Origin of the sequence: Caulobacter vibrioides, from assembly GCF_002858865.1 — a bacterium.
Taxonomy (GTDB): domain Bacteria; phylum Pseudomonadota; class Alphaproteobacteria; order Caulobacterales; family Caulobacteraceae; genus Caulobacter; species Caulobacter vibrioides.
In genome coordinates, this window is the sequence record NZ_PJRR01000005.1 from 31,077 (window position 1) to 54,445 (window position 23,369).

Annotated in this window: 15 protein-coding genes and 1 pseudogene; 7 read left to right on the forward strand and 9 right to left on the reverse strand. The window is 67.8% G+C overall.

Going from position 1 to position 23,369, the window contains the following annotated elements:
• Positions 1-368 precede the first annotated feature (368 nt).
• Entirely contained in the window at positions 369-503 is a 135-nt protein-coding gene (locus CVUC_RS01690; protein ID WP_096032761.1) for a hypothetical protein, read from the forward strand.
• Here CVUC_RS01690 and CVUC_RS01695 read toward each other — a convergent pair whose 3' ends face one another.
• Together CVUC_RS01695 and CVUC_RS01700 are read right to left on the reverse strand one after the other, a co-directional pair.
• Positions 504-2,144: a glycoside hydrolase family 43 protein gene (locus CVUC_RS01695; protein ID WP_096032760.1), complete on the reverse strand. Its 1,641-nt coding sequence runs from the start codon at positions 2,142-2,144 to the stop codon at positions 504-506.
• Positions 2,141-3,457 carry an MFS transporter gene (locus CVUC_RS01700; protein ID WP_096032759.1) on the reverse strand — a complete coding sequence of 439 codons (1,317 nt, stop codon included), beginning with the start codon at positions 3,455-3,457 and terminating at the stop codon, positions 2,141-2,143. Before CVUC_RS01700 ends, CVUC_RS01695 begins: the two co-directional genes overlap by 4 nt.
• Positions 3,458-3,677: 220 nt before the next feature.
• On the opposite strand from CVUC_RS01700, the gene CVUC_RS01705 reads away from it, so the two are divergent.
• Positions 3,678-4,067, forward strand: coding sequence for a VOC family protein (locus CVUC_RS01705; protein WP_096032758.1), 390 nt, complete (start codon positions 3,678-3,680; stop codon positions 4,065-4,067).
• Between the two features lie 106 nt (positions 4,068-4,173).
• Complete coding sequence (locus CVUC_RS01710) at positions 4,174-4,935, forward strand: FadR/GntR family transcriptional regulator (RefSeq protein WP_096032757.1); 762 nt, start codon at positions 4,174-4,176, stop codon at positions 4,933-4,935.
• A gap of 18 nt (positions 4,936-4,953) precedes the next feature.
• Here the strand turns inward: CVUC_RS01710 and CVUC_RS01715 are convergent, their stop codons facing one another.
• Positions 4,954-5,310 carry a DUF2200 domain-containing protein gene (locus CVUC_RS01715; protein WP_096032756.1) on the reverse strand — a complete coding sequence of 119 codons (357 nt, stop codon included), beginning with the start codon at positions 5,308-5,310 and terminating at the stop codon, positions 4,954-4,956.
• Between the two features lie 106 nt (positions 5,311-5,416).
• Here CVUC_RS01715 and CVUC_RS01720 point away from each other — a divergent pair.
• Both CVUC_RS01720 and CVUC_RS20745 read left to right on the forward strand, forming a co-directional pair.
• Positions 5,417-8,277 (forward strand): annotated as a pseudogene (locus CVUC_RS01720) (M14 family metallopeptidase).
• A gap of 426 nt (positions 8,278-8,703) precedes the next feature.
• Complete coding sequence (locus CVUC_RS20745) at positions 8,704-8,889, forward strand: DUF5808 domain-containing protein (protein WP_101685776.1); 186 nt, start codon at positions 8,704-8,706, stop codon at positions 8,887-8,889.
• A 161-nt stretch (positions 8,890-9,050) separates the two neighbouring features.
• Here the strand turns inward: CVUC_RS20745 and ggt are convergent, their stop codons facing one another.
• The 5 genes from ggt to CVUC_RS01755 form a co-directional block, all read right to left on the reverse strand.
• On the reverse strand, positions 9,051-10,787 hold the full coding sequence (ggt, locus tag CVUC_RS01735) for a gamma-glutamyltransferase (RefSeq protein ID WP_096032754.1): 1,737 nt from the start codon (positions 10,785-10,787) through the stop codon (positions 9,051-9,053).
• A gap of 67 nt (positions 10,788-10,854) precedes the next feature.
• Positions 10,855-14,139, reverse strand: coding sequence for a TonB-dependent receptor (locus CVUC_RS01740; RefSeq protein ID WP_096032753.1), 3,285 nt, complete (start codon positions 14,137-14,139; stop codon positions 10,855-10,857).
• Positions 14,140-14,402: 263 nt separating this feature from the next.
• Entirely contained in the window at positions 14,403-15,398 is a 996-nt protein-coding gene (locus tag CVUC_RS01745) for a FecR family protein (RefSeq protein ID WP_096032752.1), read from the reverse strand.
• A complete protein-coding gene (locus CVUC_RS01750; protein ID WP_024265652.1) occupies positions 15,362-15,955 on the reverse strand; it encodes an RNA polymerase sigma factor in 594 nt (197 codons plus the stop codon). The genes CVUC_RS01745 and CVUC_RS01750 overlap by 37 nt, the downstream gene beginning before the upstream one ends.
• An 86-nt stretch (positions 15,956-16,041) precedes the next feature.
• Positions 16,042-17,694, reverse strand: a complete 1,653-nt coding sequence (locus CVUC_RS01755) for an MFS transporter (RefSeq protein ID WP_096032750.1) — start codon at positions 17,692-17,694, stop codon at positions 16,042-16,044.
• A gap of 199 nt (positions 17,695-17,893) precedes the next feature.
• Between CVUC_RS01755 and CVUC_RS01760 the strand changes: the two genes are divergently transcribed.
• Positions 17,894-18,511 (forward strand): peptidylprolyl isomerase, encoded by a 618-nt coding sequence (locus CVUC_RS01760; protein ID WP_010918863.1) that lies wholly within the window; start codon positions 17,894-17,896, stop codon positions 18,509-18,511.
• 69 nt (positions 18,512-18,580) lie between these two features.
• Positions 18,581-21,664 (forward strand): glycoside hydrolase family 78 protein, encoded by a 3,084-nt coding sequence (locus CVUC_RS01765; protein WP_096032749.1) that lies wholly within the window; start codon positions 18,581-18,583, stop codon positions 21,662-21,664.
• Positions 21,665-21,752: 88 nt separating this feature from the next.
• Here CVUC_RS01765 and CVUC_RS01770 read toward each other — a convergent pair whose 3' ends face one another.
• Positions 21,753-23,366, reverse strand: a complete 1,614-nt coding sequence (locus tag CVUC_RS01770) for a leucyl aminopeptidase (RefSeq protein WP_164468080.1) — start codon at positions 23,364-23,366, stop codon at positions 21,753-21,755.
• Positions 23,367-23,369 lie beyond the last annotated feature (3 nt).

Genomic DNA, 23,369 nt, shown 5'->3' on the forward strand with positions numbered 1-23,369 from the left:
CGACATCGACGGGTGGAGCGAAACCCCTCCCGCCGCGATTGCGACACCGGTTTCCGTCGCTTGAGGGCGCAGATGCCCAAAAGAGCGGCGCCTGCGCCGGTTTGTCGCAGTCCTGTGACAGTACGGAGCGTTGCTATGCGGCCTGACTCGTTGGATGTGTCGCCTACTCGGCGCACCCCACCGCGTCCGACACCTTTATGTGGAACCGGCTGACGACATCCCTCGGATCGGGTCAGCCGGTTCTCTTTCCGGCCCACGCCATCGCGTCTCCAGGCCAAAGGTGCGGCTTGGATATTCGTTCAGCGTCCTGTCTGTCTTTCCTTCACCCTTGACCCGCCCGTTCGAACCCGAGCACATAAGCCGCGATCATGCTTCCCACCGATTTCGCGCAAAGCTTTGACCTCAACGGCTTCCTGATGCGGCGCCTGCTGCCGGTGGCGCTGACGCTGTATCTGTGGATGGGACTGGTCAACGCGTTGCGGCTGACGCATCTGCCCCTCTGATCAGGCGGGCCATTGCGCGACATAGTCGCGCTCCTGATAGTCGAACCAATCGAAATCCGCCGCCGTGGCCATGCCCGACATGTCCTGGCACGCCATGCCCACGAAAGCGCCCGTGAAGTTGGGCGCGCCCGGCGCGGTGGCCTCGTCGGAGAGGATCGAGGCGTCAAACACCTCGGGCAGCCAGCGCCAGTCGCCGCCCGCCTGCCTGAAACCAAAGCGCAGTCGCTCGAAATCGACCTCGACGCGCAGGTCGACCGGCCCCGCCCCCAACGGGATCGGCGCCGTGAAGCTGTCGCCTTGGGGGCTGTCGGGGGTGCAGGTCATGACCCGCAGATGCTTGCCCGCCTCATCGTCGTGGGTGACGTGCAGATAGTGCAGCTTGGAGCCGTTGTAGTAGCAGACCAGGCCCGCCGCCTGCTGGAAATGGGCGGGCTCGAAGTCCAGACGCGTCGCCGCCGAATAGCAGTGCGCCTGCTGGCGCCGCGCCACCAGCGCCTGGGTAAAGACGCTGCCCAGGCTCTCGCGCCCATAGAGGCGCAGGAAGCCGGGCCGCGCGGTCAGGCTGAAGATCGTCTCGGGATACGGGGTCCGCAGCCACTGGAAATCGACCGGCAGCATGGTCCCGTCGAAGTCCTCTCGAACCGGCGTGGTCGGCCAGGGTTGATCGACCAAGCCCGCGCCCGGCGTTTCCAGCGTGGGATCTCCAGAACCGTCCAGCGTGCGCGGCCAGCCGTCCGCGCCCCAGGTCAGCTTCTGGATGGCCGTCTCGCGACCCAGCACGCAGCGCCCGCGCCCCGGCAGCGGACGCCCGCACAGATAGGCGATGTAGGTCTCGCCGTCGGCGGTTTCGAAAAGATCCCCGTGGCCGGCGCGTTGCAGCGGTGCGTGCGGGCGATCGCGCGCGGTGACGATGTAGGTGTCGGGGTGCAGCTCATACGGCCCGTCGATGGCGCGCGACCGCGCCAGCGTCGCCGCGTGCCCCCAGCCCGTGCCGCCCTCGGCGGTGAGCAGATAGTACCAGCCGTCGCGCTTGTAGAGATGCGGCGCTTCGGTCAGGCCGATCGGCGTGCCCGCGAAGATCACCTTGCGCTCGCCCACCAGCCGCTGCTCGGCGACCGAGAACGCCTGAAGGACGATGCCGGCGAACCGGTTGCGGCCCGGCCGGTGATCCCAGAACTGGTTGACCAGCCACTTGCGGCCATCGTCATCGTGGAAGAGCGACGGATCAAAGCCCGAGCTGTTCAGGTGGATGGGGTCGGACCACTCGCCGTCTATGGTCTCGCAGGTGACGAGATAGTTGTGGAAGTCGCGCAGCGACGCGCCCGAGGCCCCGCCGACCGTGGTCCGGCCATAGCGCTTCACGTCGGTGAAAATCAGCCAGAACCGGCCGTCGGCGTGGGTCAGGCACGGGGCCCAGACCCCGCAGCCGTCCGGGTCGCCCATCATGTTCAGCTGGCTGGGTCGCCGCAGCGGCCGACCGATCAGACGCCAGTTCCGCAGATCGCGCGAGTGGTGGATCTGCACGCCTGGGAACCACTCAAACGTCGAGGTGGCGATATAGTAGTCCTCGCCGACCCGCACGATCGAAGGATCGGGATTGAAGCCCCGCAGGATGGGGTTGCGGATCAGGTCGTTGCTCATGCGGCGGCCTTGGCGCGGGCGGCGGGGTCCTTGACCAGGGTCCACAGCAGGATGGCGCCCAGGATGTCCAGCACGCCCAGCGCGATAAAGAACGGGTCGTAGCCGACCTTGGCCACCAGCCCGCCGATCAGCAGCGAGAACAGCAAAAGGCCAAGATTGCCCATCATGCCCGCCAGCCCGGCCACGGTGGCGACCTCGTTACGCCGGAACAGGTCCGAGGCCATGGTGATCACCGTCACCGACAGCGTCTGGTGGGCGAAGCCGCCCAGGCACAAGAGCGCGATGGCGGCGTAGGCGCTCTCGACCTTGCCGACGAACATCATGCCCGTCATCAGCACCGCCCCCAGGGTGAAGGCGATGCGGCGGGCGTTGATCAGCGTCACACCGCGCTTTTGCAGGAAGAGCGCGATCACCGGCCCGGCCATGCAGCCCAGGTCCGCGGCCACAAACGGCATCCAGGCGAAGAGCGCGATCTGCTTGAGATCAAAGCCGCGCGTCTGTGACAGATAGAGCGGCACCCAGAAGGCCAGGGTGCCCCAGGTCGGGTCGGCCAGAAAGCGCGGCAGGGCGATGCCCCAGAACTGTCCCTGCTTGAGGATCGACAGGACCGAGGGACGCGCCGCGACGGCCTCCAGATGGGCCTCCTGCCCCGCCGCGATCACCGCTCGCTCCGCGTCCGTCATCGAAGGATGCTGTTCGGGTGAGCGATAGAAGGCGAGCCACAGGACGACCCAGACCAGACCCATGACCCCGGTCAGCACGAAGGCCGCGCGCCAGTTCCAGACCAGGACCGCCCAGACCACCAGGGGCGGGGCCAGGACCGAGCCGATCGAGGCGCCGATGTTGAACACGCCGCCGGCGAAGCCGCGCTCCTTGGCCGGAAACCAGATTGCGACGGTCTTCATCCCCGCCGGCTGGGCCGAGCCCTCGGCCAGGCCCAGGAACCCGCGCAACACCGCAAAGCCCTGCCAGCTGTTGGCCAGGCCGTGGGCCATGGCGATCAAGGACCAGGCGACGGCGAAGACCGCGAAGCCGGTGCGCAGGCCCAGGGTGTCGAGGACATAGCCGCAGATGGGCTGCAGCATGATCCCCAGCTGGAAGGCGCTGGTGATCCAGGAGTACTCGGTCACCGAGATGCCGAGCTCCTTCAGCAGGGTCGGCGCCGCCACGCCCATGGTCGAGCGCGTCAGATAGTTGATGACCGCGCCCAGCGTCACCAGGCCGATGATCCACCAGCGCAGGGCTTTCAACTTCGGCATGGCGGCTCCCCCGGGCGAGCCTTCAGGGGCTCTTTCTGGTACCGCTACCGCCAAAGAGGTCAGACGTCCACCATCTAAGGTCAGACCTAGACTTCAGTCTTAGTCGCCGCCGGATCGACCTTAGCGACGGATTGGGCGACCCGGCCGCGCCCTGCCCAACACGGACCAGCCATCATCAGCCCCGGGCGCCCCCGCTTCGAGCGCGCAAATTCCTGTGGCTGCAAAGCCTCGCCTGGGTCACTCTCCAGCAACGCGACGCGATGGAGGAAGCGGCATGATCGGTTACACCCTGGTGGGCAGCAACGACCTGGACAAGGCCAAGGCGTTCTACGACGACCTGTTCGCCGCGATCGGGGTCAAGCGCCTGATGGAGTTTCCGACCGGCGGCTGCGCCTGGGGCGCCGATTGGACCAAGCCGATGTTCGGCGTGGGCAAGCCCTACAATGGCGAAGCGGCCACCTTCGGCAACGGCACGATGATCGCCCTGGTGGTCGACGAGCGCGCCAAGGTCGATGCGCTTTACGAGAAGGCCATCAGCCTGGGCGCCCAGTGCGAAGGCGCCCCAGGCGTGCGCGGCGATGACGGTCCCCAGGCCTTCTACGCGGCCTATTTCCGCGACCTCGACGGCAACAAGCTGTGCGCATTCCGGGTAGGTCCGGCCTGATCCTGTGGCGGCCGGGCGTGAGCCGAGCGCGCCAACGGTGGCGCCGCGCCCGGTCATACAATAGGATTCGCGTGCGCCGACGTTGCGTTGGTGGGATCGCGGACACATGACGACATCGACGGCCGAAACAAAGAAACTCTACCAGCAGGTCGCAAACGCCATCGCTGACGCCATTCGCGATGGAACCCACAAGCCCGGCCAGCGCCTGCCGTCGGAACGCGATCTGGCCGAAGACTTCAAGGTCAGTCGCCCCACCGTGCGCGAGGCGATGATCGCGCTCGAGATCCGCGGCCTGGTCGAGGCCCGCCACGGCTCGGGCGTCTATGTCACCGACGCGCCGCGTCCCGAGACCCCGGCGCCCGAGCTCGACATCGGCGCCTTCGAGCTGACCGAGGCCCGCCGCCTGATCGAGGGCGAGGTCGCCGCCCTGGCCGCCGCCACCATCACCGACCAGGAACTGGCGGAGCTGACCGAGATCATGGACGAGATGGTCGTGGAGAACGACGCCAATGTGAAGGGCGAGCGCGCGGACCGCCGCTTCCACGTCACCATCGCTCGCGCCAGCCGCAACAGCGCCCTGGTCACCGTGGTCGAGAACCTCTGGGACCTGCGCTACAAGTCGCCCCTTTGCCGCGCCATGCTGGAGCGCGCTCGTCAGGTGGGCGTGCGCCCCCGGATCGACGACCACCAGGAAATCCTGCTGGCCCTCAAGGCGCGCGATCCCGCCGGCGCCCGCAACGCCATGCGCGAACACCTGGGCCGGGTGATCGACAACCTGCTGACCGCCACCGAGATCGACGCGCTCGAACGCGCCCGCAGCGAGGTGGCCGCGCGCCGGACTGAGTTGGCCAGGCGCTCGGCGATCTGAGCCCTTCCGCCGCCGCCTCTATCCCGGCCGCCGCAGGATCTTGTCCATCGCCTTGCCCTTGGCCAGCTCGTCAATGAGCTTATCGAGGTAGCGGATCTCGCGCATCAGCGGCTCCTCGACCGCTTCGACGCGCACGCCGCACACGACACCCTTGATCTCGGACCTGGCCGGATTCAGCATCGGGGCCACAGCGAAAAAGGTGGCGAAGTCAGACTTGGCGGCGATCTGAGCTTCAAGCTCGACGGCGCTGAAACCGGTTAGCCACAGCAGAATCTGGTCGACCTCGGCGCGGGTGCGGCCCTTGCGTTCGGCCTTGGCGACATAGAGCGGATAAACGCTGGCGAAGCTGGTCGTGTAGATGCGGTGCTGGGTCACTGGCGCGGTCTCGGGCGAGCGGTTCGTTTGGCCGCGATATTTGTTACGGCCAAATTGCCTCCCCGCAAGCCCGGCGCATCAGGCAAAAAATGGGCGAGCGCTTTGGTTGCCTAGCAGGCGGAAATCCGATCCTCCTTCGTCAACTAGCGAGGATGAGCGCGCAGAGCTGCGCTGCTGATGGATGGGGCGAGACCAATGAAGCGACATGCAGCGATGGCCGGGGCGGCCCTCGGGGTGGTGCTGGCGTTCAGCGCGATAGGCGGCGGGACGGCGCGAGCCTGGGCGGACGATCTCCCCTCCCCGGCCACGGCCTTCGCCCAGCCGGTCGGCAGCGACTACTTCCTGGCCGACTACACCGCCTATGAGGCCTATCTGAAGGCGCTGGCCGCCAAGTCCGACCGCATGAAGCTGGTCGACATGGGCAAGAGCGAGGAAGGCCGGTCGATGTGGATGGCGATCGTTTCGTCGCCCGCCAACCTGGCCAAGCTGGACCAGTACAAGACCATCGCCCGCAAGCTGGCCAAGGCCGAAGGCGTCAGCGAGGCCGAGGCGCGCAAGCTGGCCGCAGAAGGCAAGGCCGTGGTCTGGATCGATGCGGGCCTGCACGCCAACGAGACCGTCACCTCGCAAGGCCAGCTGCAGGTCATCCACCAGATGCTGACCGCGACGGACGCCGAGACCCAGCGGTTCCTGGACGACTGCATCATCCTGTTCGCGCACGACAATCCCGACGGGATGGAGATGATCTCCGACTGGTACATGCGCCACGAGGATCCCAAGAAGCGGGAGTTCGGCTCGCTGCCGCGCCTGTACCACAAGTACATCGGCCACGATAACAACCGCGACAGCTTCATGTCGGCCATGGCCGAGACGACCAACATCAACCGCCAGCTGTTCCGCGAGTGGTTCCCGCAGATCGTCTACAACCAGCACCAGACCGCGCCGAACGGCATGGTGGTGTTCGTGCCGCCGTTCCGCGATCCGGCCAACCACAATTACGACCCGCTGGTCATGACCATGCTGCAGGAAGTGGGCATGGCCATGCACAGCCGCCTGGTGGCCGAGGACAAGCCCGGCACGGGCGCGCGCAGCGCCGCCCCCTACTCCACCTGGCACAACGGGATGGAGCGCTCGATCGCCTATTTCCACAATTCGATCGGCCTCTTGACCGAGATCGCCGGCGGCCCGACCCCGACGACGATCAATCTGGTGCCCGAGGTGCAACTGCCCAGCAATGACCGGCCCGCGCCGATCGCGCCTCAGACCTGGCGCCTGCAGCAGACGCTCGACTACCAGACCAGCCTGAACCGCTCGGTGCTGGACTACGCCTCGCGCAACCGCGAGCGCCTGCTCTTCAACATCTGGAAGATGGGCGACAACAGCATCAAGCGCGGCAGCCGCGACACCTGGACGATCACCCCGACCAAGGTCGAGGCGCTGATCGCCGCCGGCAAGGACAAGCCCCTGGCGGGCGCGCGCGGCGGATCGGCGGATCCCTCGCTCTACAAGACCATCATGCAGGCGCCCGAGCAGCGTGATCCGCGCGGCTTCATCCTGCCCGCCGACCAGGCCGACATGCCCACCGTGGTCGCCTTCCTGAACGCGCTGATCAAGGCGGGCGTCGACGTCGAGGTGGCCGACAAGGCCTTCACCGTCGCCGGCAAGGCCTATCCGGCCGGCTCCTACGTGGTGCGCACGGCCCAGGCCTATCGCCCGCACGTGATGGACATGTTCGAGCCGCAGGACCATCCGCACGACACCGAGTATCCGGGCGGTCCGCCCAAGGCGCCTTATGACGTCACCGGCTACACCCTGGCCTACCAGATGGGCGTCAAGTTCGACCGCGTGCTGGACGCCTTCGAGGCTCCGACCAAGCGCGTTCCCGACCTGATCAAGGTCACGCCGGGTTCGGTGAAGGGCGCGGGCGGCGCGGGGTGGCTGATCAGCCACGAGACCAACGCCAGCTTCACCCTGACCAACCGCCTGCTGAAGGCCGGCGCCAAGGTCCAGTGGGTCAAGGACGGCGCCAAGGCGGGCGGCAAGACCTTCGGCCCCGGCGCGATCTGGGTCCCCGCCTCGCCCGCCGCCAAGGCGGTGATCGACAAGAGCGTCAAGGATCTGGGCGTCGACGCCTTTGCCGTGGCCGCCAAGCCCTCGGGCGCGACCATCGCGCTGAAGCCGATCCGCGTGGGTCTGGTCGACGTCTATGGCGGCTCGATGCCGTCGGGCTGGAACCGCTGGATGTTCGAGCAGTTCGAGGCGCCCTTCCAGGTCGTCTATCCTCAGCGCCTGGACGCCGGCGACATCGGCAAGGACTTCGACGTGCTGGTCTTCGCCGACGGCGTGGCGCCCGCGCCCGCCGACGGCCCGTTCCGCGCCGGTCGCGGCGGCGCCCAACCCAAGGCCGAAGACATTCCGGCCGAGTACCGGTCATGGCTGGGCCGGGTGACCGACGAGAAGACGGTGCCGAAGATCGCCGAGTTCGTGAAGGGCGGCGGCACGGTCGTAGCCATCGGCGCCTCGACGCGCCTGGCCACCGCGCTCGGCGCACCCGTCGAGGTGGCCACGGCCAAGACCGAGAACGGCCAGCTCAAGGCCTTCTCGACCCGCGAGCTCTACATCCCCGGCGCGGTGCTGCGGGCCAAGGTCGATCCGAAACAGCCGCTGGCCTATGGCGCGGGCGACGAGGTCGACGTGTTCTTCGACCGCAGCCCGACCTTCACGATCAAGAGCGACGCCAAGGGGATTTCGCGGGTCTCGTGGTTCGACAGCGACAAGCCCCTGCGCAGCGGCTGGGCGGTCGGCCAGGAGAAGCTGAAGGGCTCGACGGCGATGCTCGACATCACCCTCGGCAAGGGCAAGCTCTTCGCCTTCGGCCCCGAGATCACCCAGCGCGCCCAGTCGTGGGGGACGTTCAAGTTCCTGTTCAACGGCCTGCTGTATGGGCCGGCGGTGAGCCGGAAGTAGAGCTTAAGGCCATCCACCGCACCGCCACCCGGCGTTCGCCAGGAAGGTCGGCGCGGTGGGAAAGCAGCCAAGCTACGCTCACGCCCCTAGTCAGACCTTGGCGCCCTGCGTCCTTCGAGGCGCGCTCAAGAGCGCGCACCTCAGGATGAGGTGTTCAGCAACAGACTTCCTCATCCTGAGGTGTGAGCCGCAGGCGAGCCTCGAAGGACGCAGGGAGGCTGCAAGCGGCTATGGGCTCGATCTGGATCTCGGCCTTCGCCGGGAAGGTCGGGTTTCTGAAGGAGTGGTGGAGACTGGTCACGACCCATTGCGGACGATCGTCCGCGATGGACGACCTGCCACAAAGCTATTTACAGTTGCACAAGATCGCGCATGATCCATTTAAGGCGTGCTGGTGCAGCACTCGCTGAATGAGGCTGTTCGACCATGCAGCACAAATACACCGCTTGGGGATTTTACAACGACCCCGCTGATCCGAGGCTGGTTGTTCCGAAGCTCAATCCAGCGCTTGGATGGACCGTTAATGTGGCTCACCCTTCTTCACGCCACGCCTTGGTTATGATGGCCATCGTCCTAGTTGGCGGCATTGCGGGATCGGTTTTTCTGCGCTGAGAACCCCCTCGGGCCAAATGGCTCGGGCCGTTTTCCACCCTTCCGCGACTCCGGCACGTCAGCTCGCTGCGGCCCTACCCCCCAAAAACAAGATCGGCGCCGGAGGGGCAGCTCCGGCGCCGACGGATCGCGTCCCCTGGATCAGGGGGGGAGGTAGACCCTCAGGGCGCGATCGCCTCGGCCCCGGGGCGACGCGGATCGGCGCCGCCCAAGAAGAGACCGTTTTCGATCATGATCGATTGGGCTGAGCCCATGGTCTCGTCCGAGGTTATCGGGTGGCCCATCGCCTTGAGGATGGCCACCGTGTCGGGATTGAAGTTCGGCTCGACGCGCAGGGTGTCGCTGGCGTCCTGGAAGATGCGGGGTTGGTGGGTGGCCTCGGCCACGTTCAGCTTGAAGTCGACGACGTTGACGATGACCTGCAGCACCGTGTCGATGATCGTGCTGCCGCCCGGCGTGCCGGTGATCAGCCACGGCTTGCCGTCCTTGAAGAGCATGGTCGGCATCATGGTCGACAGCACGCGCTTGCCCGGTTGCAGGGCGTTGGGCGGCAGCGTCCCGCCGGCCTTCTGAGCCCGCCAGGCCGCCTCGTGGGCGTAGTTGTTCATCTGGTTGTTCAGCACGAAGCCCGCGCCGGCCACCATCACGCCCGAGCCGAAATCAGCGCCCAGGGTGTAGGTGTTGGAGACCGCATTGCCCTCGGCGTCGGCCACCGAGAAGTGGGTGGTGTTGGGGCTCTCGAAGGCCCAGGGATCGCCGGCGCCCAGTTCCTTGGCGGGCCTGGCCTTGTCCGGATCGATCAGCTTGGCGCGCTGGACGCCATAGGCCTTGGAGGTGAAGCCCTGCAGCGGCACCTTCACGAAGTCGGTGTCACCCAGATACTTGTAGCGGTCGGCATAGGCCATCTTCATGGCCTCGGCCTGCAGGTGCAGGGTCTTGGCCGAGCCCAGCCCCGTGGCCTTCAGATCGAAGGTCTCCAGGATGTTGAGCATTTCCAGGAGGGTCGCGCCGCCGGCGCTGGCGGGCGGCGAGGTCTTGACCGTCAGGCCGCGATAGCTTCCGACCAGCGGCTGGCGGATCTCGGCCTTGTAAGACGCCAGATCCTCCAGGGTGATCAGGCCGCCATGGGCCTTCATGTCGGCGGCGAAGCGCTGGGCGATCTCGCCGCGATAGAAGGCGTCGGCGCCCTTGTCGGCGATCTGGCGCAGAGACCAGGCCAGCTCGGGTTGCTTGAGGATCTCGCCGGCGCGATAGAGCTCGCCGCCCGGCTTGTAGAAGGCCTTCTTGCCCGCCTCGCTCTCGGACAGGCGCTCCTTGCCCCAGCTGAAGACGAAGGCTTCGTCGGGCGTCAGCACCACGCCGTCGGCGGCCAGACGATAGGCCGGCTCGACCACCTGCTTCCAGGGCAGGCGGCCATACTTCTGGTGGGCCAGATGAAGACCCGCGACGGTGCCGGGGACGGTGGGCGCGCGATAGCCGCGCGAGGCCACGTCGTCCATCTCCTTGCCGTTCGCATCGACGAAGGTCTCGAGCTTGGCGGCCTTGGGCGCGGTTCCGCGATAGTCGATGAAGATGGTCTCGCCGGTCTTGGCCAGGTGCACCATCATGAAGCCGTCGCCGCCGATATTGCCGGCGCGCGGCAGGGTCACGGCCAGGGCGAAGGCGGTGGCGACGGCGGCGTCCACGGCGTTGCCGCCCTGACGCAGGATGTCGGCCCCGACCTTGGTGGCGATGGCGTTCTGACTGACCACCATGCCGCGCTCGCCCACCACCGGTGAGCGGATGCTGGGATATTCCAGCAGCTGCTTCTTCTGGGCCAGCGCCTCGGACGAGACGATGGGCGAAAGCGCCAGGGCGAAGACGCTGGCGGCTGCGGCGAGAAGGCGGAAGGGTTTCAAGTCGAACCTCGCAAGACGGTACGCGCGAAGGAACGGGGCGACCGTAAGGCCGCCCCGCTGACAGGGGTTAGAACCGCTTGGAGAAGTTCATGTACCAGTAGCGGCCGGTCGCGTTGTACAGCGAGCCGTAGTAGCCGAAGTTGTTGGACGAAACCGGCGGATCCTTGTCGGCGATGTTGCGGACGCCGACGCGCACCGTGGAGCCGTCCAGGCGGCCTTCCTTGAACGCGTACTGGCCGTACAGGCTGACCGTCATCCAGGGCGGCATCTGGTAGTACTCGCCGCCGGTCAGGGTGGAGCCGGTGTCGTAGACTTCGCTGATGTAGTTCACGAAGGCGCCCGCGCCCCAGCCGTCCTTGCGCCAGGTCATGCTCGCGCTGCCGCGGAACTCCGGCGCGCCGCCCAGGCCGATCTGGTTGCCGGCGCTGGTGACCGTCACGCCCGGGAGCTTGCCGGCGGCCACGGCCTGCTGCAGCAGGGCCTCGGTCGCGCTGGGCGACTGGTCGAACTTCAGCAGCTTGGCGACGTTGAGGTTCAGGGCGAAGTCACCCCAGGCCGTGTCGTCCAGATCGTAGCTCAGCGAGAAGTCGACGCCCTGAACCATGCGCGGCTGCAGGTTCATGTAGGTGTCGTTGATGGCGCTGATCGCCCCCACCGTATTGGTTCCGACCGGCGCGTCGCGCACGACGTTCGGGTTGGACGAACCCTGCTGGCGCAGCAGCCAGTCCAGAGCGATCTGGTTGGCGCCGCCCAGAATGCCGATCACGCCCTTCTGGCGGATCGACCAGAAGTCAGTGGTCAGGGTCAGCTTGCCGTACTCCACCGGGATGAAGCGCGGCTGATAGACGAAGCCCACGCTGGCGTTGTCGACCTCTTCCGGCTTCAGGTTGTCGTTACCGCTACGGATCTCGATGGTGCTGGCGCTGGGGCAGGTGGCGGCCGTCGGGGTGTTGATCCGGCAGGCCGCCCAGTCGGTGCGGGTGTTCGAGACCGAAGCGCCCTCGCTGTAGAACTGCGGCAGGTTGGGCGCGCGGAAGCTCTGCGAGACCGAGCCGCGCAGCGACAGGCCCTGGCCGACCGTCCACAGGATCGCGCCCTTGGGCTTCAGCACGTTGCCGAAGTCCGAATAGTGCTCGTCGCGGGCGGCGATCTGCAGGCTGATCTCCTCGACGAACGGGATGTTCATCTCGGGCGAGATGACCGGCACGGCCAGTTCGAAGAAGGCCGAGGCGATCGTGCGATCGGCCGAGACGTCGGGCGAGCCCGAGGCCCCCATCACGTCGGTGGCGTAGGTCAGGCCGGTGACGGTGTTGGTGTACTTGATCGTACCGTCCAGGCGGCTGTCGCGGTTGTCGTCGTAGGTTTCGCGGCGAACCTCGACACCGGCCGCGAAGCCGACGTCGCCGCCGGGCAGCTGGAAGAGGTCCTTCTTGGACACCTTGAAGTCGGCCAGGGCCAGCGAGGTCTTGCTGATGCGATAGACGTTGATCAGGAACGAGTTGATCGTGTCCTGGCTGTTGGGCGTGGCGTCCGCGCCCGAATAGTTGGTCAGCGAACCACCGTTGAACGGGTTGTAGGCCGACGCGTCGGTGCGGTTCAGCGCCGCCTGGAAGCGCGTATTGCTGATCGCATTGTGGGTCATGTCCTTGGTGCGGGCCTGCGAGTACAGCAGCGCGCTGTCCCACTTCCAGCCGTTCCAGTCGCCCTTCAGGCCGCCCAACAGGCGATAGCTGTCGTCGGTCACGGTGTAGGTGCGGCCGCCGGCGTCGACCGGGCGGTAGTTGGTGATGTTCATCGCCACGCCGGTGGTCGCCACGCCGGTCAGACCCGACAGGCGGTTCGGATTGACCGCGCCGCTGGCCAGGGTCGTCGGACCGAAGGGGTTCCAGTAGGCGTTGGCCGCGATGCTGATCGGGGCCGTGCTGAGCGGCGCGGACTGCTCGCGATTGCCGGTGAACAGCGCGTGGTAGTAGCCCACCTCGCCATAGGCGGTGATCTCGCCAAAGTCGTGCTCGACGGTCGAGAACAGGTTCGTCCGCTCAAGGCCGCCCTTCAGCGAGCGCTGCGGGTTTTCGTCGTAGCGCAGTACGCGGCTGTTGGCGCCCGTGATGGTCCCGGCCCGAATGCAGGTGTCGCCCGCGAGCGTGACCGACGAGCAGCCGGCGGCGGTGTTGGACACCGGTTCGATGTGGAACACCCCGGTGGTGGTCAGGGCCACGCCGTTCTGACGCGGCGCCGTGGTGGCCGGGATCAGCGTGAACGCGCCCCAGGGGCTCGAGGTCGAGCGGTTGTCGAACGCGGTGTCATTGGCCCAGGCGGTGCCGGCCATGGCGGCGCGGTGATCCTCGCTGGCCGAGTAGTCGCGCTCGCTGGCCATCAGGCGGCTGCGGGCGGTGTACGAGCCGAAGAAGGTCAGGCGCGTGCCGTCTTCCAGACGCGTGCCGGCCTTCACGTTGAAGGTCCCTTCGCGATAGCTGGTGCCTTCGGAGCCGCCGACTTGGCCCTCGACCCGCAGGCCGCGGAACTTGGTGTCGAGCACGGTGTTGACGACGCCCGCGACGGCGTCGGTGCCGTAGATGGCGGCCGCGCCGTCCAGCAGCACCTCGACGCGCCTGATCCCGGCGACCGGGAAGGCGTTGGTGTTGACGGTCTGGACCGGCACCAGGTTCTCGGTCTGGGTGCCCGGCGCCAGCACGGCGCGACGGCCGTTCAGCAGGGCCAGGGTGTTGCCGGTGCCCAGGCTGCGAAGGTTCAGCGAGGCCACATCGCCGCGCGCGTCGTTCAGGTTGCCGGTCGTGCGGGCTTCCTGGAACTGCACGTCACCGGCCTGCGGGATCGAACGGAAAAGCTCATCGCCCGAGACCGCGCCCGTGGCGATGATGTCCTGCTCGCCGACCACCGTGACCGGCAGGGCGCCCGTCGTGCGCGCGCCCTCGATCTGCGAGCCGACGACGATCACCGCTTCGACGATCTGAGCCTCTTCACTCGTCGCGCCGGCCCCCGCGCCAGACGACTGGGGGCGTTCGGCCGGCGCCTGGCGCAGGGTGATGGTCTTGCCGTCGTCCGACTGCACGACAAGGCCGGCGGCCTTGGCCAGACGGCCCAGAGCGTCGGCGTCGGCGAGATCGCCGGTCACCGCCGGGGTTTGCTTGCCCGAGGCGGCCTCGAACGGGAACAGCACCTGCTTGCCCGATTGCTTGGCGAAGGCCTGCAGCGCGGTCACCGCGTCACCGGCCGGAATGTTGAAGGTGCGGCGAGCGTCTTGCGCCAGCGCCGGACCAGCCAGAACCATGACGGCGGCCGACGCCATCAGGAAACCGCGAACCGCGCGGCGACGAGTGTTGATGGTCATTTTCTTATGTACCCCTCGGGAGCGGCCTCCATCCCCGTGGAGGACCGCCTTCGAAGGATCGACGCACGCATGTCGGGTTTCCGCCAGTGCCGAAGGAACCTTTTTTTGCCTGAATCTCACCGTGTCATCCAGGCCGGACCCCGGCGAAAGCCGGGGGTAGAGCCGGGACCCAGGGGCGGCGCGCCTAGCGTTCCGTCACCCCCTGGGTCCCGGATAGCCTCTCCGAGGCTTCCGGGATGACACCCGGTTATGAGGCGAGATATCTATCCCTTGCGCGACAACCGGATATCACCGTCCGCATCTTCCCACGCCTTGACCGGGAAGGCGTTGGTGACGGCGTCGACGAAGCTGCGCGGCTCGGTCGTCTGGAAATAGCCGGCCAGACGCAGACCCGCGATCGCGGGATCCACGATCCGCACCTGCTGCCGGTTGTAGCGGTTGAACTCGGCGGCGGCCTGCTCCAGCGATTGGCCGTTCAGCGCGATCGCGCCCTGGCGCCAGGCCAGAACGCGGTCGATCTCGCCCTCGGAGATGGCGCGGGCGCGGCTTCCGGTGGAATTGTAGACAGCAGCGACGCCGGCCTTCAGGCGCATCTCGTCCTTGGGTTCGGCGGGCTGCGGATCGAGCGCGACGGCGCCCTTCTTGACGGTCACGGCCGCGCCGTCGCCGCGCAAGCGCACCGCCAGTTCCGAGACCTCGTCGGCCCGGATGACCGCGTCTTGGGCGCGAACCACGAAGGGGCGAGCGTCGCGGGCCGCCTCGAACACCGCCTCGCCACGCACCAGACGCACCTCGCGCACGCCATGGCGGTAGCGGACCAGCACCTTGCTGTCGGTATTCAGCTCGATCCGGCTGTTGTCGCTGAGCACCACGACGCGGCGCTCGCCGATCGCCGTGGCGTAGGCCGTACCGCCACCGAAGGTCGTCACCCCCGCGACCGACAGGGCCAGCACGGCGGCGGCGGCCATGCCCCGCGCCCAGGTCGACTGGCCAAGACGCGACAGCACGGGGCGCCGTTCGGGCGCCAGCAGGTCGCGGTCGGGCCGCTCGGCCGGCGGGCGCATGGCGCGCAGGCGCTCAAGCCGCGTCCAGGCGGCGGCCTCGCGTTCGAAGGCGGCTTCGTGTTCGTGGCTTTCGTCGCGCCAAGCCTCGAAGGCGGCGCGATCAGCGGCCGAACACGCAGCGTCGTCAAGCCGGACCACCCAGAGGGCGGCGGCCTGCCTTACCGCTTCGCGTCGTGATCCCGTCTCGCGCTCCATGAGCGTCCTTCGTCAACTCTAATCTTACGCCCGATACGCCGTCCCAACTTTTCGGAACAGTATCGGAGACCCTTCACCAAATGCTTCTCGACTGTAGAGACGGACAGACCCAGCCGAACCGCTATCTCGTCAGGCGACAGGCTGTAAACTTTTCTCAGCGTGAAGACGCGACGACACTGCGTCGGCAGCTCCGCGATCGCGTCGGCCAGCAGGCGAAGCTCCTCGCGTGATTCGAGCACGGCGTGCGCGCTGGGCGCCTCGTCCAGCGGCTCGATGCGGTCGAAGTCGGCCACCGCTGTGATGGTCAGCACCTTGCGACGACGCAGTGCGTCCAGCGCGCAGTTGCGCAGGATGCGGGTGGCGAACGCACCCGGATTGCCGACCTCGCGCCAGGTTTTACAGGCGATCGCGCGGGCGAAGGCCTCGTGAACCAGGTCCTCGGGATCGGTCTGTCCGTCGCGGCAGAACTGCCGGGCATAAGCCAGCAGATCGGGCTCCAGCGGCAGGATCTCCCGCCGGAACCAGGCGCGCCGGTCGTCGTCTTCTTGCGCCATCAACGCTCCCCTCAAGCTTCAGCGAAGCCGAAAGGGCGGCCGATGGCAACCCGGCGATGACGCATCGCCGGGCGCTTTCGGGTGTTCGCCTAATCTTCGAGCCGGTTGTGCCGCGTGTCCTTCAGGAAGAGGCCGCCGACCACCGCCGTGATCGCCGCGATGATCACCGGGTACCAGAGGCCCGAATAGATATCGCCGGTGGCCGCCACGATCGCGAAGGCCGTGGTGGGCAGGAAGCCGCCGAACCAGCCGTTGCCGATGTGATAGGGCAGCGACATCGCCGTGTAGCGGATCCGGGTCGGGAACAGCTCGACCAGCATCGCCGCGATCGGGCCGTAGACCATGGTCACGTAGATCACCAGCAGGGCCAGCAGCCCGATCACGGCGGGCTTGTTGACGAGCGCGGCGTCGGCCTTGGCCGGATAGCCGGCGGCTTTCAGCTGGGCGCCGAGGTCGGCCTCCCAGGCCTTGCGGGCGTCGGCGAAGGCCTGGCCGGTCGCGCCCTTGGAATCGAGTCCCTCCAGCGTGACGTCGCCGACCTTGACCGCGGTGGGCGTTCCCGCTGGCGCGGCCTGCACGCTGTAGCTGACCCCGGACTTGGCCAGATACGCCTTGGCCACGTCGCAGGGGGTGTTGAACTTGGCCTTGCCGATCAGGTCGAACTGGAAGGCGCAGGTGGCGGTGTCAGCCGTCACCACCACCGGGGCGGTGGCCTCGGCCTTGGCCAGCGCGGGGTTGGCGTAGGTGGTGATCGCCTTGAAGATCGGGAAATAGGTCAGCGCCGCCAGCAGGCAGCCCAGGATGATGATCGGCTTGCGGCCGATCTTGTCCGACAGCCAGCCGCAGATCACGAAGAACGGCGTGCCGATCAAGAGCGCCACCGCCACCAGGGTGTTGGCCAGGGCCCCGTCCAGCTTCAGAGTCTTTTCCAGGAAGAACAGGGCGTAGAACTGGCCGGTGTACCAGACCACCGCCTGGCCCATGGTCAGGCCCACCAGGGCCAGCAGCACGATCTTCAGATTGGGCCAGTTGCCGAACGCCTCGGCCAGCGGCTTCTTGCTGCCCTTGCCCTCGGCGATCATGCGCTCGAAGGTCGGGCTCTCGTGCAGCTTCAGGCGGATCCACAGCGACACGCCGAGCAGCAGGAGCGAGACCAGGAACGGGATACGCCAGCCCCAGGCCTTGAACGCCTCCTCGCCCAGCTGGATGCGGGCGACCAGGATCACGGCCAGCGACAGGAACAGGCCGATCGTCGCCGTCGTCTGAATCCAGCTGGTGTAGAAGCCGCGCTTCCCCGGCGGGGCGTGCTCGGCCACATAGGTCGCCGCGCCGCCGTACTCGCCGCCCAGCGCCAGGCCCTGCACCAGGCGCATCAGCACCAGAGCGATCGGCGCGGCCACGCCGATCTGGGCGTAGGACGGCAGAAGGCCGACGACAAAGGTCGAGACCCCCATCAGGAGCATGGTGATCAGGAAGGTGTTCTTGCGGCCCCACAGGTCGCCCAGACGCCCGAAGATCAGCGCCCCCAGCGGCCGGATCGCGAAACCGGCGGCGAAGGCCAGCAGGGCCAGGATGAAGCCCGTGGTCTCATTGACGCCCGAGAAGAAGTGGCTGGTGATGATCGGCGCCAGCGAGCCGTAGAGATAAAAGTCGTACCACTCGAACACCGTGCCGAGCGACGACGCCCCCACGACCATGGTGTCACGCCCCTTGGCCGGAGCGGCTTGGCCTTTGGCCCCCATACGCCTTCCCTTCCCTCTTAAACGCCGCATGTGATCTGCGGTCGCCCCCAACCCGCGAACCCTAGCTCAGCGAACGCCAGTCTTGCGATGGGGAATTATGGTAGCGGTCACTTTTTTCTGCGCCGCCCTTCCCCCGTGATGGGGAGCGAGACAAATTTCGTCCCTCGTGCGATCACCCGTCGACACCAAGGGAGCCGCCATGACCGCTTCGAAGATCGTCCGCCGCGCCCTGATCGGCGCCCTGGCCGCCGCCCCGCTGCTCGTCGCAGCCGCCTCCCCCGCACTCGCCGCCGGCAAGCCGCGCGTGGCGATCCTGACCGACAAGGGGACCATCGTCGTCGAGTTGGAGGACAAGAAGGCCCCGATCACGGCGGAGAACTTCCTCTACTATGTCGACAAGCGCCGCTTCGACGGCGGCCAGTTCTTCCGCGCCAACCGGGCCAAGGGCGCGCCGGGCCAGGGCTCGATCCAGGGCCAGCCCAAGCCCTATTCCCGCCGCGCTCCGCCGATCGCCCACGAGAGCACGCTGAAGACCGGCCTCAAGCACAAGACCGGCGCCATCTCGATGGGCCGCGACGCCCCCGGCAGCGCCACCGCCGACTTCTTCATCTGCGCCAGCCCCCAGCCCTATCTCGACGCCAAGCCCGGCAAGAGCGACGCCGCCCAGGGCTATGCGGTGTTCGGCTATGTCGTCGAAGGCATGGACGTCGTGAAAAAGATCCTCAGCGGCCGGACGGACGGCCCGACCAACGTGCCGTCGATGAAGGGCCAAATCCTGAACCCGCCGGTGAAGATCATCAGCATGAAGCGGGTGTGAGTCGGGGCTGATTGAGAGATTTACCCGCGACGGGCAGAGCGCGCGGCATGATCTGGGAGAGGCGTAGTCATGTTCGAGCTCGATAGACGAGCGCTTCTGCTGGGCTTGCCCGTCACGAGCGGCGCCCTGGCCGACGGCGCGAGCCAGACCTCTCGCTGGCGAGCCGTCGGCTTGCGGACAGCGATGCGGCGTCAGCCCTTGGGGATCGACGACCCGCAACCCATGCTGTCCTGGCGGCTCGAAGGGCCGGCGGGCGCCGTCCAGTCCGCCTACCAGATCATGGTCGCCTCGACGGCCGAGAAGCTTCACGCGGGTGTCGCCGACCTCTGGGACAGCGGTCGGGTCAAGAGTTCGGAGTCGGTCGGCGTGCGCTATGGCGGCGCGCCGCTGAAGCCGCGCCAGCGTTGCGTCTGGCGCGTGAGAGCCTGGGACGTGGCGGGGCGGGCCTCCGACTGGAGCCCTCCGGCGACCTGGGAGATGGGCCTCATCGACCAAACCGAATGGATCGGCGACTGGCTGGCTGTCGAGGCGGCCGACGAGCGCGATGATCGCGTGGCCGGCGTGCGCTGGGTGGAGACCCAGACGCCCAAGCCCCACGAGACCTGCCGCTTTCGACTGTCGTTTCGGTCCGGGGCCGGCGATGGACGGCTGGCGATCATGGCCGAGGGCAAGCTGTCCAAGCTCGTCCTGGACGGACGCTCGATCGAGCTGCCTTGGCGTGATCCCAACGGCTATGGCGACCCTCCAGCCCTCGGCTTCCCGCTCCAGCTGGAGGCCGGGGCCCACGAACTGATCGCCGAAGTGACCTCAACGGGGCCAGGCGAGGGTCCTGGACGCGCGGCGCTGGGCGCCCAGGTCCGCGTGCTCGCCGCCGACGGCGCGGCGCGGCGCATCGTGGACGGCTGGGAAACCGAGGCGGCGGGCGCATGGACGCCCGCCGTTGTCCGGACGGCGCAACCGCATTTCCCCTGGCCGCCCACGCCCGCGCGGTTGCTGCGTCGCACCTTCACCCTTGCGAAGCCGCCGACCCAGGCCAGGCTCTATGTGTCGGCTCTGGGCGGCTATCGCATCTGGCTCAATGGACGCCGCGTCGGGGACGATGAGCTACAGACGGAACCCGCCGCCTATCGCCGCCACGTTCCCTATCGCGCCTACGACGTGACCGACCTCTTGCGCGACGGCGAGAACGTCGTGGGTCTGATAGTCGGGGACGGAACGTTCGCCAGCTACCAGGCTCCCGACGGTCGATACGCCTATGGTCCCGGCCCGCGCCGGGTCCGGCTGTTCCTTGAGAGCCGCGACAGCGGCGACCGGGTCGAGCGCGTCGCCACCGACGGCGAGTGGCGGCATGCGCTTTCACCGGTCCTGATGTCAGAAATCTATGCCGGCGAAGACCATGACCTGCGCCTCTGGCCGCGCGGATGGGCCGAGCCGGGGTTCGACGACAGCGGGTGGAGCAAGGTCTGGACGGCGCCGCCGCCGGAAGGCGCGCCCTGCGCGCTGCTGTCCGAGCCCATTCGGGAAACCCGCGTCCTGAAGGCGGCCTCCATCCGCGCCGTAGGACCGGGCCGCCATATCGTCGATTTTGGCCAGAACTTCGCCGGGCGCGTCCGCCTGCGGGTCAAGGGAGCGAAAGGCGCCCAGGTCACTGTTCGCCACGCCGAGATCCTGGACGGCCAGGGCGCCTTGGATCGCCGCAACCTTCGGGTGGCCAGGGCCGAGGATCGCTACATCCTGAACGGCGACGACGCCCCCGAAACCCTGCAGCCGAGCTTCACCTATCAGGGCTTCCGCTACGCCGAGATCGAAGGCGTCGCCGGGCTCGACCGGGACATGATCGACGGCGTGGTGCTGTCCAGCGACCTGCCCGAGATCGGGGTGTTCCGCACCGCCGAACCGCTCGTTCAGAACCTTTGGCTCAATTCGCTGTGGAGCCAGAGATCCAACTTCATGGGGATCCCCACCGATTGCCCCCAGCGCGACGAGCGGCTGGGTTGGACCGGCGACGCGCAGGTCTTCTGGGAGACCGCCGCCTTCAACATGGACGTGGGCGGCTTCACCCGAGGCTTCGCGCGCACCCTGCGTGATGATCAGGCCCCTAACGGCGCCTATCCGATGTGGTCGCCCTCGCCTCGGGGCCTGGGCTGGGGAACCACGACCCCCACGCCGGGCTGGGCGGACGGCGGTGTCATGCTGCCCTATGTGGCCTATCTGCATTCGGGCGACCGCTCCATCGTCGACGAGAACTGGGCGGCCATGAGCGCCTATGTCTCGGGCGTGCTGGCCGAGAACCCCGATGGTCTGTGGCGGCGCGGTCGCGGCGCGGACTTCGGGGACTGGTTGGCCCTGGACGGCAAATGGCCAGGCGACGAGACCACGCCCAAGGACCTGATCGCCACGGCGATGCTGGCCAGGTCAGTCGATCAACTGGCCCAGATGGCGGCCTGGACCGGCAGAAGCGCCGAGGCCAAAACCTGGCGCGGCCAAGCCGACAGGATCAAGGCCGCCTTCGCCTCGGCCTTCGTCCGCGCCGACGGCACGGTCGGCAACGGCAGCCACACCGGCTACATCCTGGCCCTTCGGCTTGGACTGGCGCCCCAGCCTCTGCGGAAGGCCGCCGGCGAACACCTGGCCGCCGACATTCGCCGCCGTGGGACCCTGCTGTCGACGGGCTTTCTGGGAACGCCGCTGGCCCTGGACGCCCTGGCCGATCACGGCCATGCCGGCCTGGCCTTCGACCTCTTGCTCCGCACCGAGTATCCGTCTTGGGGCTACATGGTCCGTCGGGGCGCGACCACGACCTGGGAGCGCTGGAACGGCGACACCGGCGATGTGTCGATGAACTCCTTCAACCACTACGCCCTGGGGGCCATCTGCGGCTTTCTGTACAGGCGGGTGGCGGGCGTCGAGCCCATCACCCCGGGCTTTGGCGCGTTCCGCGTCGCCCCACTGATCGATCCTCGCCTCCCGTCGGCCGGCGCGACCGTCGACAGCGTCCGGGGACGGATCGAGACGGACTGGCGTGTCACGGGCGATAAGGCGGTTCTGAAGGTTCGCGTCCCGGCGAACAGTCGCGCCGAGGTCGTCCTGCCGACGCTGACGCGGTCCCTCGGGGCGGGCGATCACACCCTGTCGGTTCCGCTGGCCAAGTGACGCCGCCCCTGTCCCAGGCCTGGACGCGGACCGCCGAAACTGGAAACGCGGCGCCGAAGGTTGCTTCGGCGCCCCGTCAAAAGCGACGTCATCCGCCCCCGGCGCCCGGCTCGCGAGCGACGGGGCGCCAGTCGCGCACGAACTGTTCGAGCAGACGGACCGCGAAGCCCGCTGAGCCAGGCGCGCTCCAGTCGCCCGCGCCGCTCCAGGCCATATTGGCGATATCCAGGTGCGCCCAAGGGATGTCTCGGCTCACAAACTCGCCGATGAACCAAGCGCCGGTGCTGGCGCCCCCACCGCCTTCGCCGGTGTTCTTCAGATCGGCGATGGTGGAGGACATGTCAGTCCCATGAGACGCGTTGAGCGGCAGTCGCCATAGGCGTTCCCCCGTGGCCCGCCCCGCAGCCTCGAGCTGCCCGGCCAAGGCGTCGTGTCGGCTGAAGAGCCCGGCATAGTCATCGCCCAAGGCCCCGCCGACAGCCCCGGTCAGGGTTGCGACGTCGACCACGGCCGCCGGCTTCAGATTGCGCTCGGTCCAGACCAGCGCATCGGCCAGGACCAGTCGCCCCTCGGCGTCGGTGTTGATGATCTCGATGCTCTTGCCGTTCATGGCCGTCAGGACGTCGCCCGGCCGGATCGCGCGGCCATCGGGCATGTTCTCGGCGAGCGCGGCGACCGCGACCACGTCGACAGGAGCCTTGGATCGGGCCAGCGCCAGAACCGAAGCGGTGACCGCAGCCGCGCCGGACATGTCCATCTTCATATTGCCCATGCCGGCGGCCGCCTTGATGGAGATGCCGCCGCTGTCGAAGGTGATGCCCTTGCCGACCAAGGCGATCGGACCACCCTCGGGGGCGCCTTGCCCTTGATAGCGGACGACCAAAAGACGCGGCGGGCGCTCCGAACCCTGGCCGACGCCCAGGAGCGCGCCCATACCCAAACGCGCCATGGCCGGAACGTCCAGAACCTCGATCCGCACGCCCGGAACGCCGGCGAAGGCCGCCCGCGCGCGATCAACGAAGGTTTCCGGATAGATGACGTTGGCGGGCTCGTTCGACACATCGCGGGCCCATGTCATGGCCTCGACCAGCGCTAGGCCGCGCGCCTGGAAGCTAGACCGCGCCGCGTCCGGAACGTCGGTGATGAGGGTGACGGGACCACCCGGAGCGGCGCTTCGACGCCCCGCTTGATAGAGGTCGGAGCGATAGTGGCCAATGCCCATCCCGGTGGCGAAGGCCGCCACAGTCTCAGCCGGCAGGCCGCCCGTCAGGACCGTGACCGGGGCGGGATCGCTGACGAGGGCGCGCCCGACGACCGCGCCGCTCCACTGCGGGTCAGCGGCCGATGCGCCCAAGCCGACGACGACGATGCGGTCCCAATCACCAAGACCGCGCAGCGTCAGGGTCTGACGCGCGCCATAGCCGAAGGCGGCCGAACGCAAGGCGCGTTCGATGGCCTGTCGTGTCGCGGCCTCCAGACCTGCGCCCCGCTTGGCGAGATCGCCCGCCCCTGACAGGGGGAGAACCAGCACGCCCGCGGCCTTAACGGCGCTGTTGGAGAAGTTGACCGTGCGCGGCGCGATGCTCGGGGCCTCAGCCGGACGCGACAAGGTCTGTGCGGCGGCCACATCGGACGCGGTCACGACGAAGGCCCCCATCAGGGCGATGGCTGATACGGCGAGCGCGCGAGTGCGAGAGGTCACAGA

Excerpts from the sequence above, each read along its gene's own strand:
- CVUC_RS01690 (WP_096032761.1), top strand. The coding sequence starts at position 369 with ATGCTTCCCACCGATTTCGCGCAAAGCTTTGACCTCAACGGCTTCCTG.
- CVUC_RS01695 (WP_096032760.1), bottom strand. The coding sequence starts at position 2,144 with ATGAGCAACGACCTGATCCGCAACCCCATCCTGCGGGGCTTCAATCCC.
- CVUC_RS01705 (WP_096032758.1), top strand. The coding sequence starts at position 3,678 with ATGATCGGTTACACCCTGGTGGGCAGCAACGACCTGGACAAGGCCAAG.
- CVUC_RS01710 (WP_096032757.1), top strand. The coding sequence starts at position 4,174 with ATGACGACATCGACGGCCGAAACAAAGAAACTCTACCAGCAGGTCGCA.
- CVUC_RS20745 (WP_101685776.1), top strand. The coding sequence starts at position 8,704 with ATGCAGCACAAATACACCGCTTGGGGATTTTACAACGACCCCGCTGAT.
- CVUC_RS01740 (WP_096032753.1), bottom strand. The coding sequence starts at position 14,139 with ATGACCATCAACACTCGTCGCCGCGCGGTTCGCGGTTTCCTGATGGCG.
- CVUC_RS01745 (WP_096032752.1), bottom strand. The coding sequence starts at position 15,398 with ATGGAGCGCGAGACGGGATCACGACGCGAAGCGGTAAGGCAGGCCGCC.
- CVUC_RS01755 (WP_096032750.1), bottom strand. The coding sequence starts at position 17,694 with ATGGGGGCCAAAGGCCAAGCCGCTCCGGCCAAGGGGCGTGACACCATG.
- CVUC_RS01760 (WP_010918863.1), top strand. The coding sequence starts at position 17,894 with ATGACCGCTTCGAAGATCGTCCGCCGCGCCCTGATCGGCGCCCTGGCC.
- CVUC_RS01765 (WP_096032749.1), top strand. The coding sequence starts at position 18,581 with ATGTTCGAGCTCGATAGACGAGCGCTTCTGCTGGGCTTGCCCGTCACG.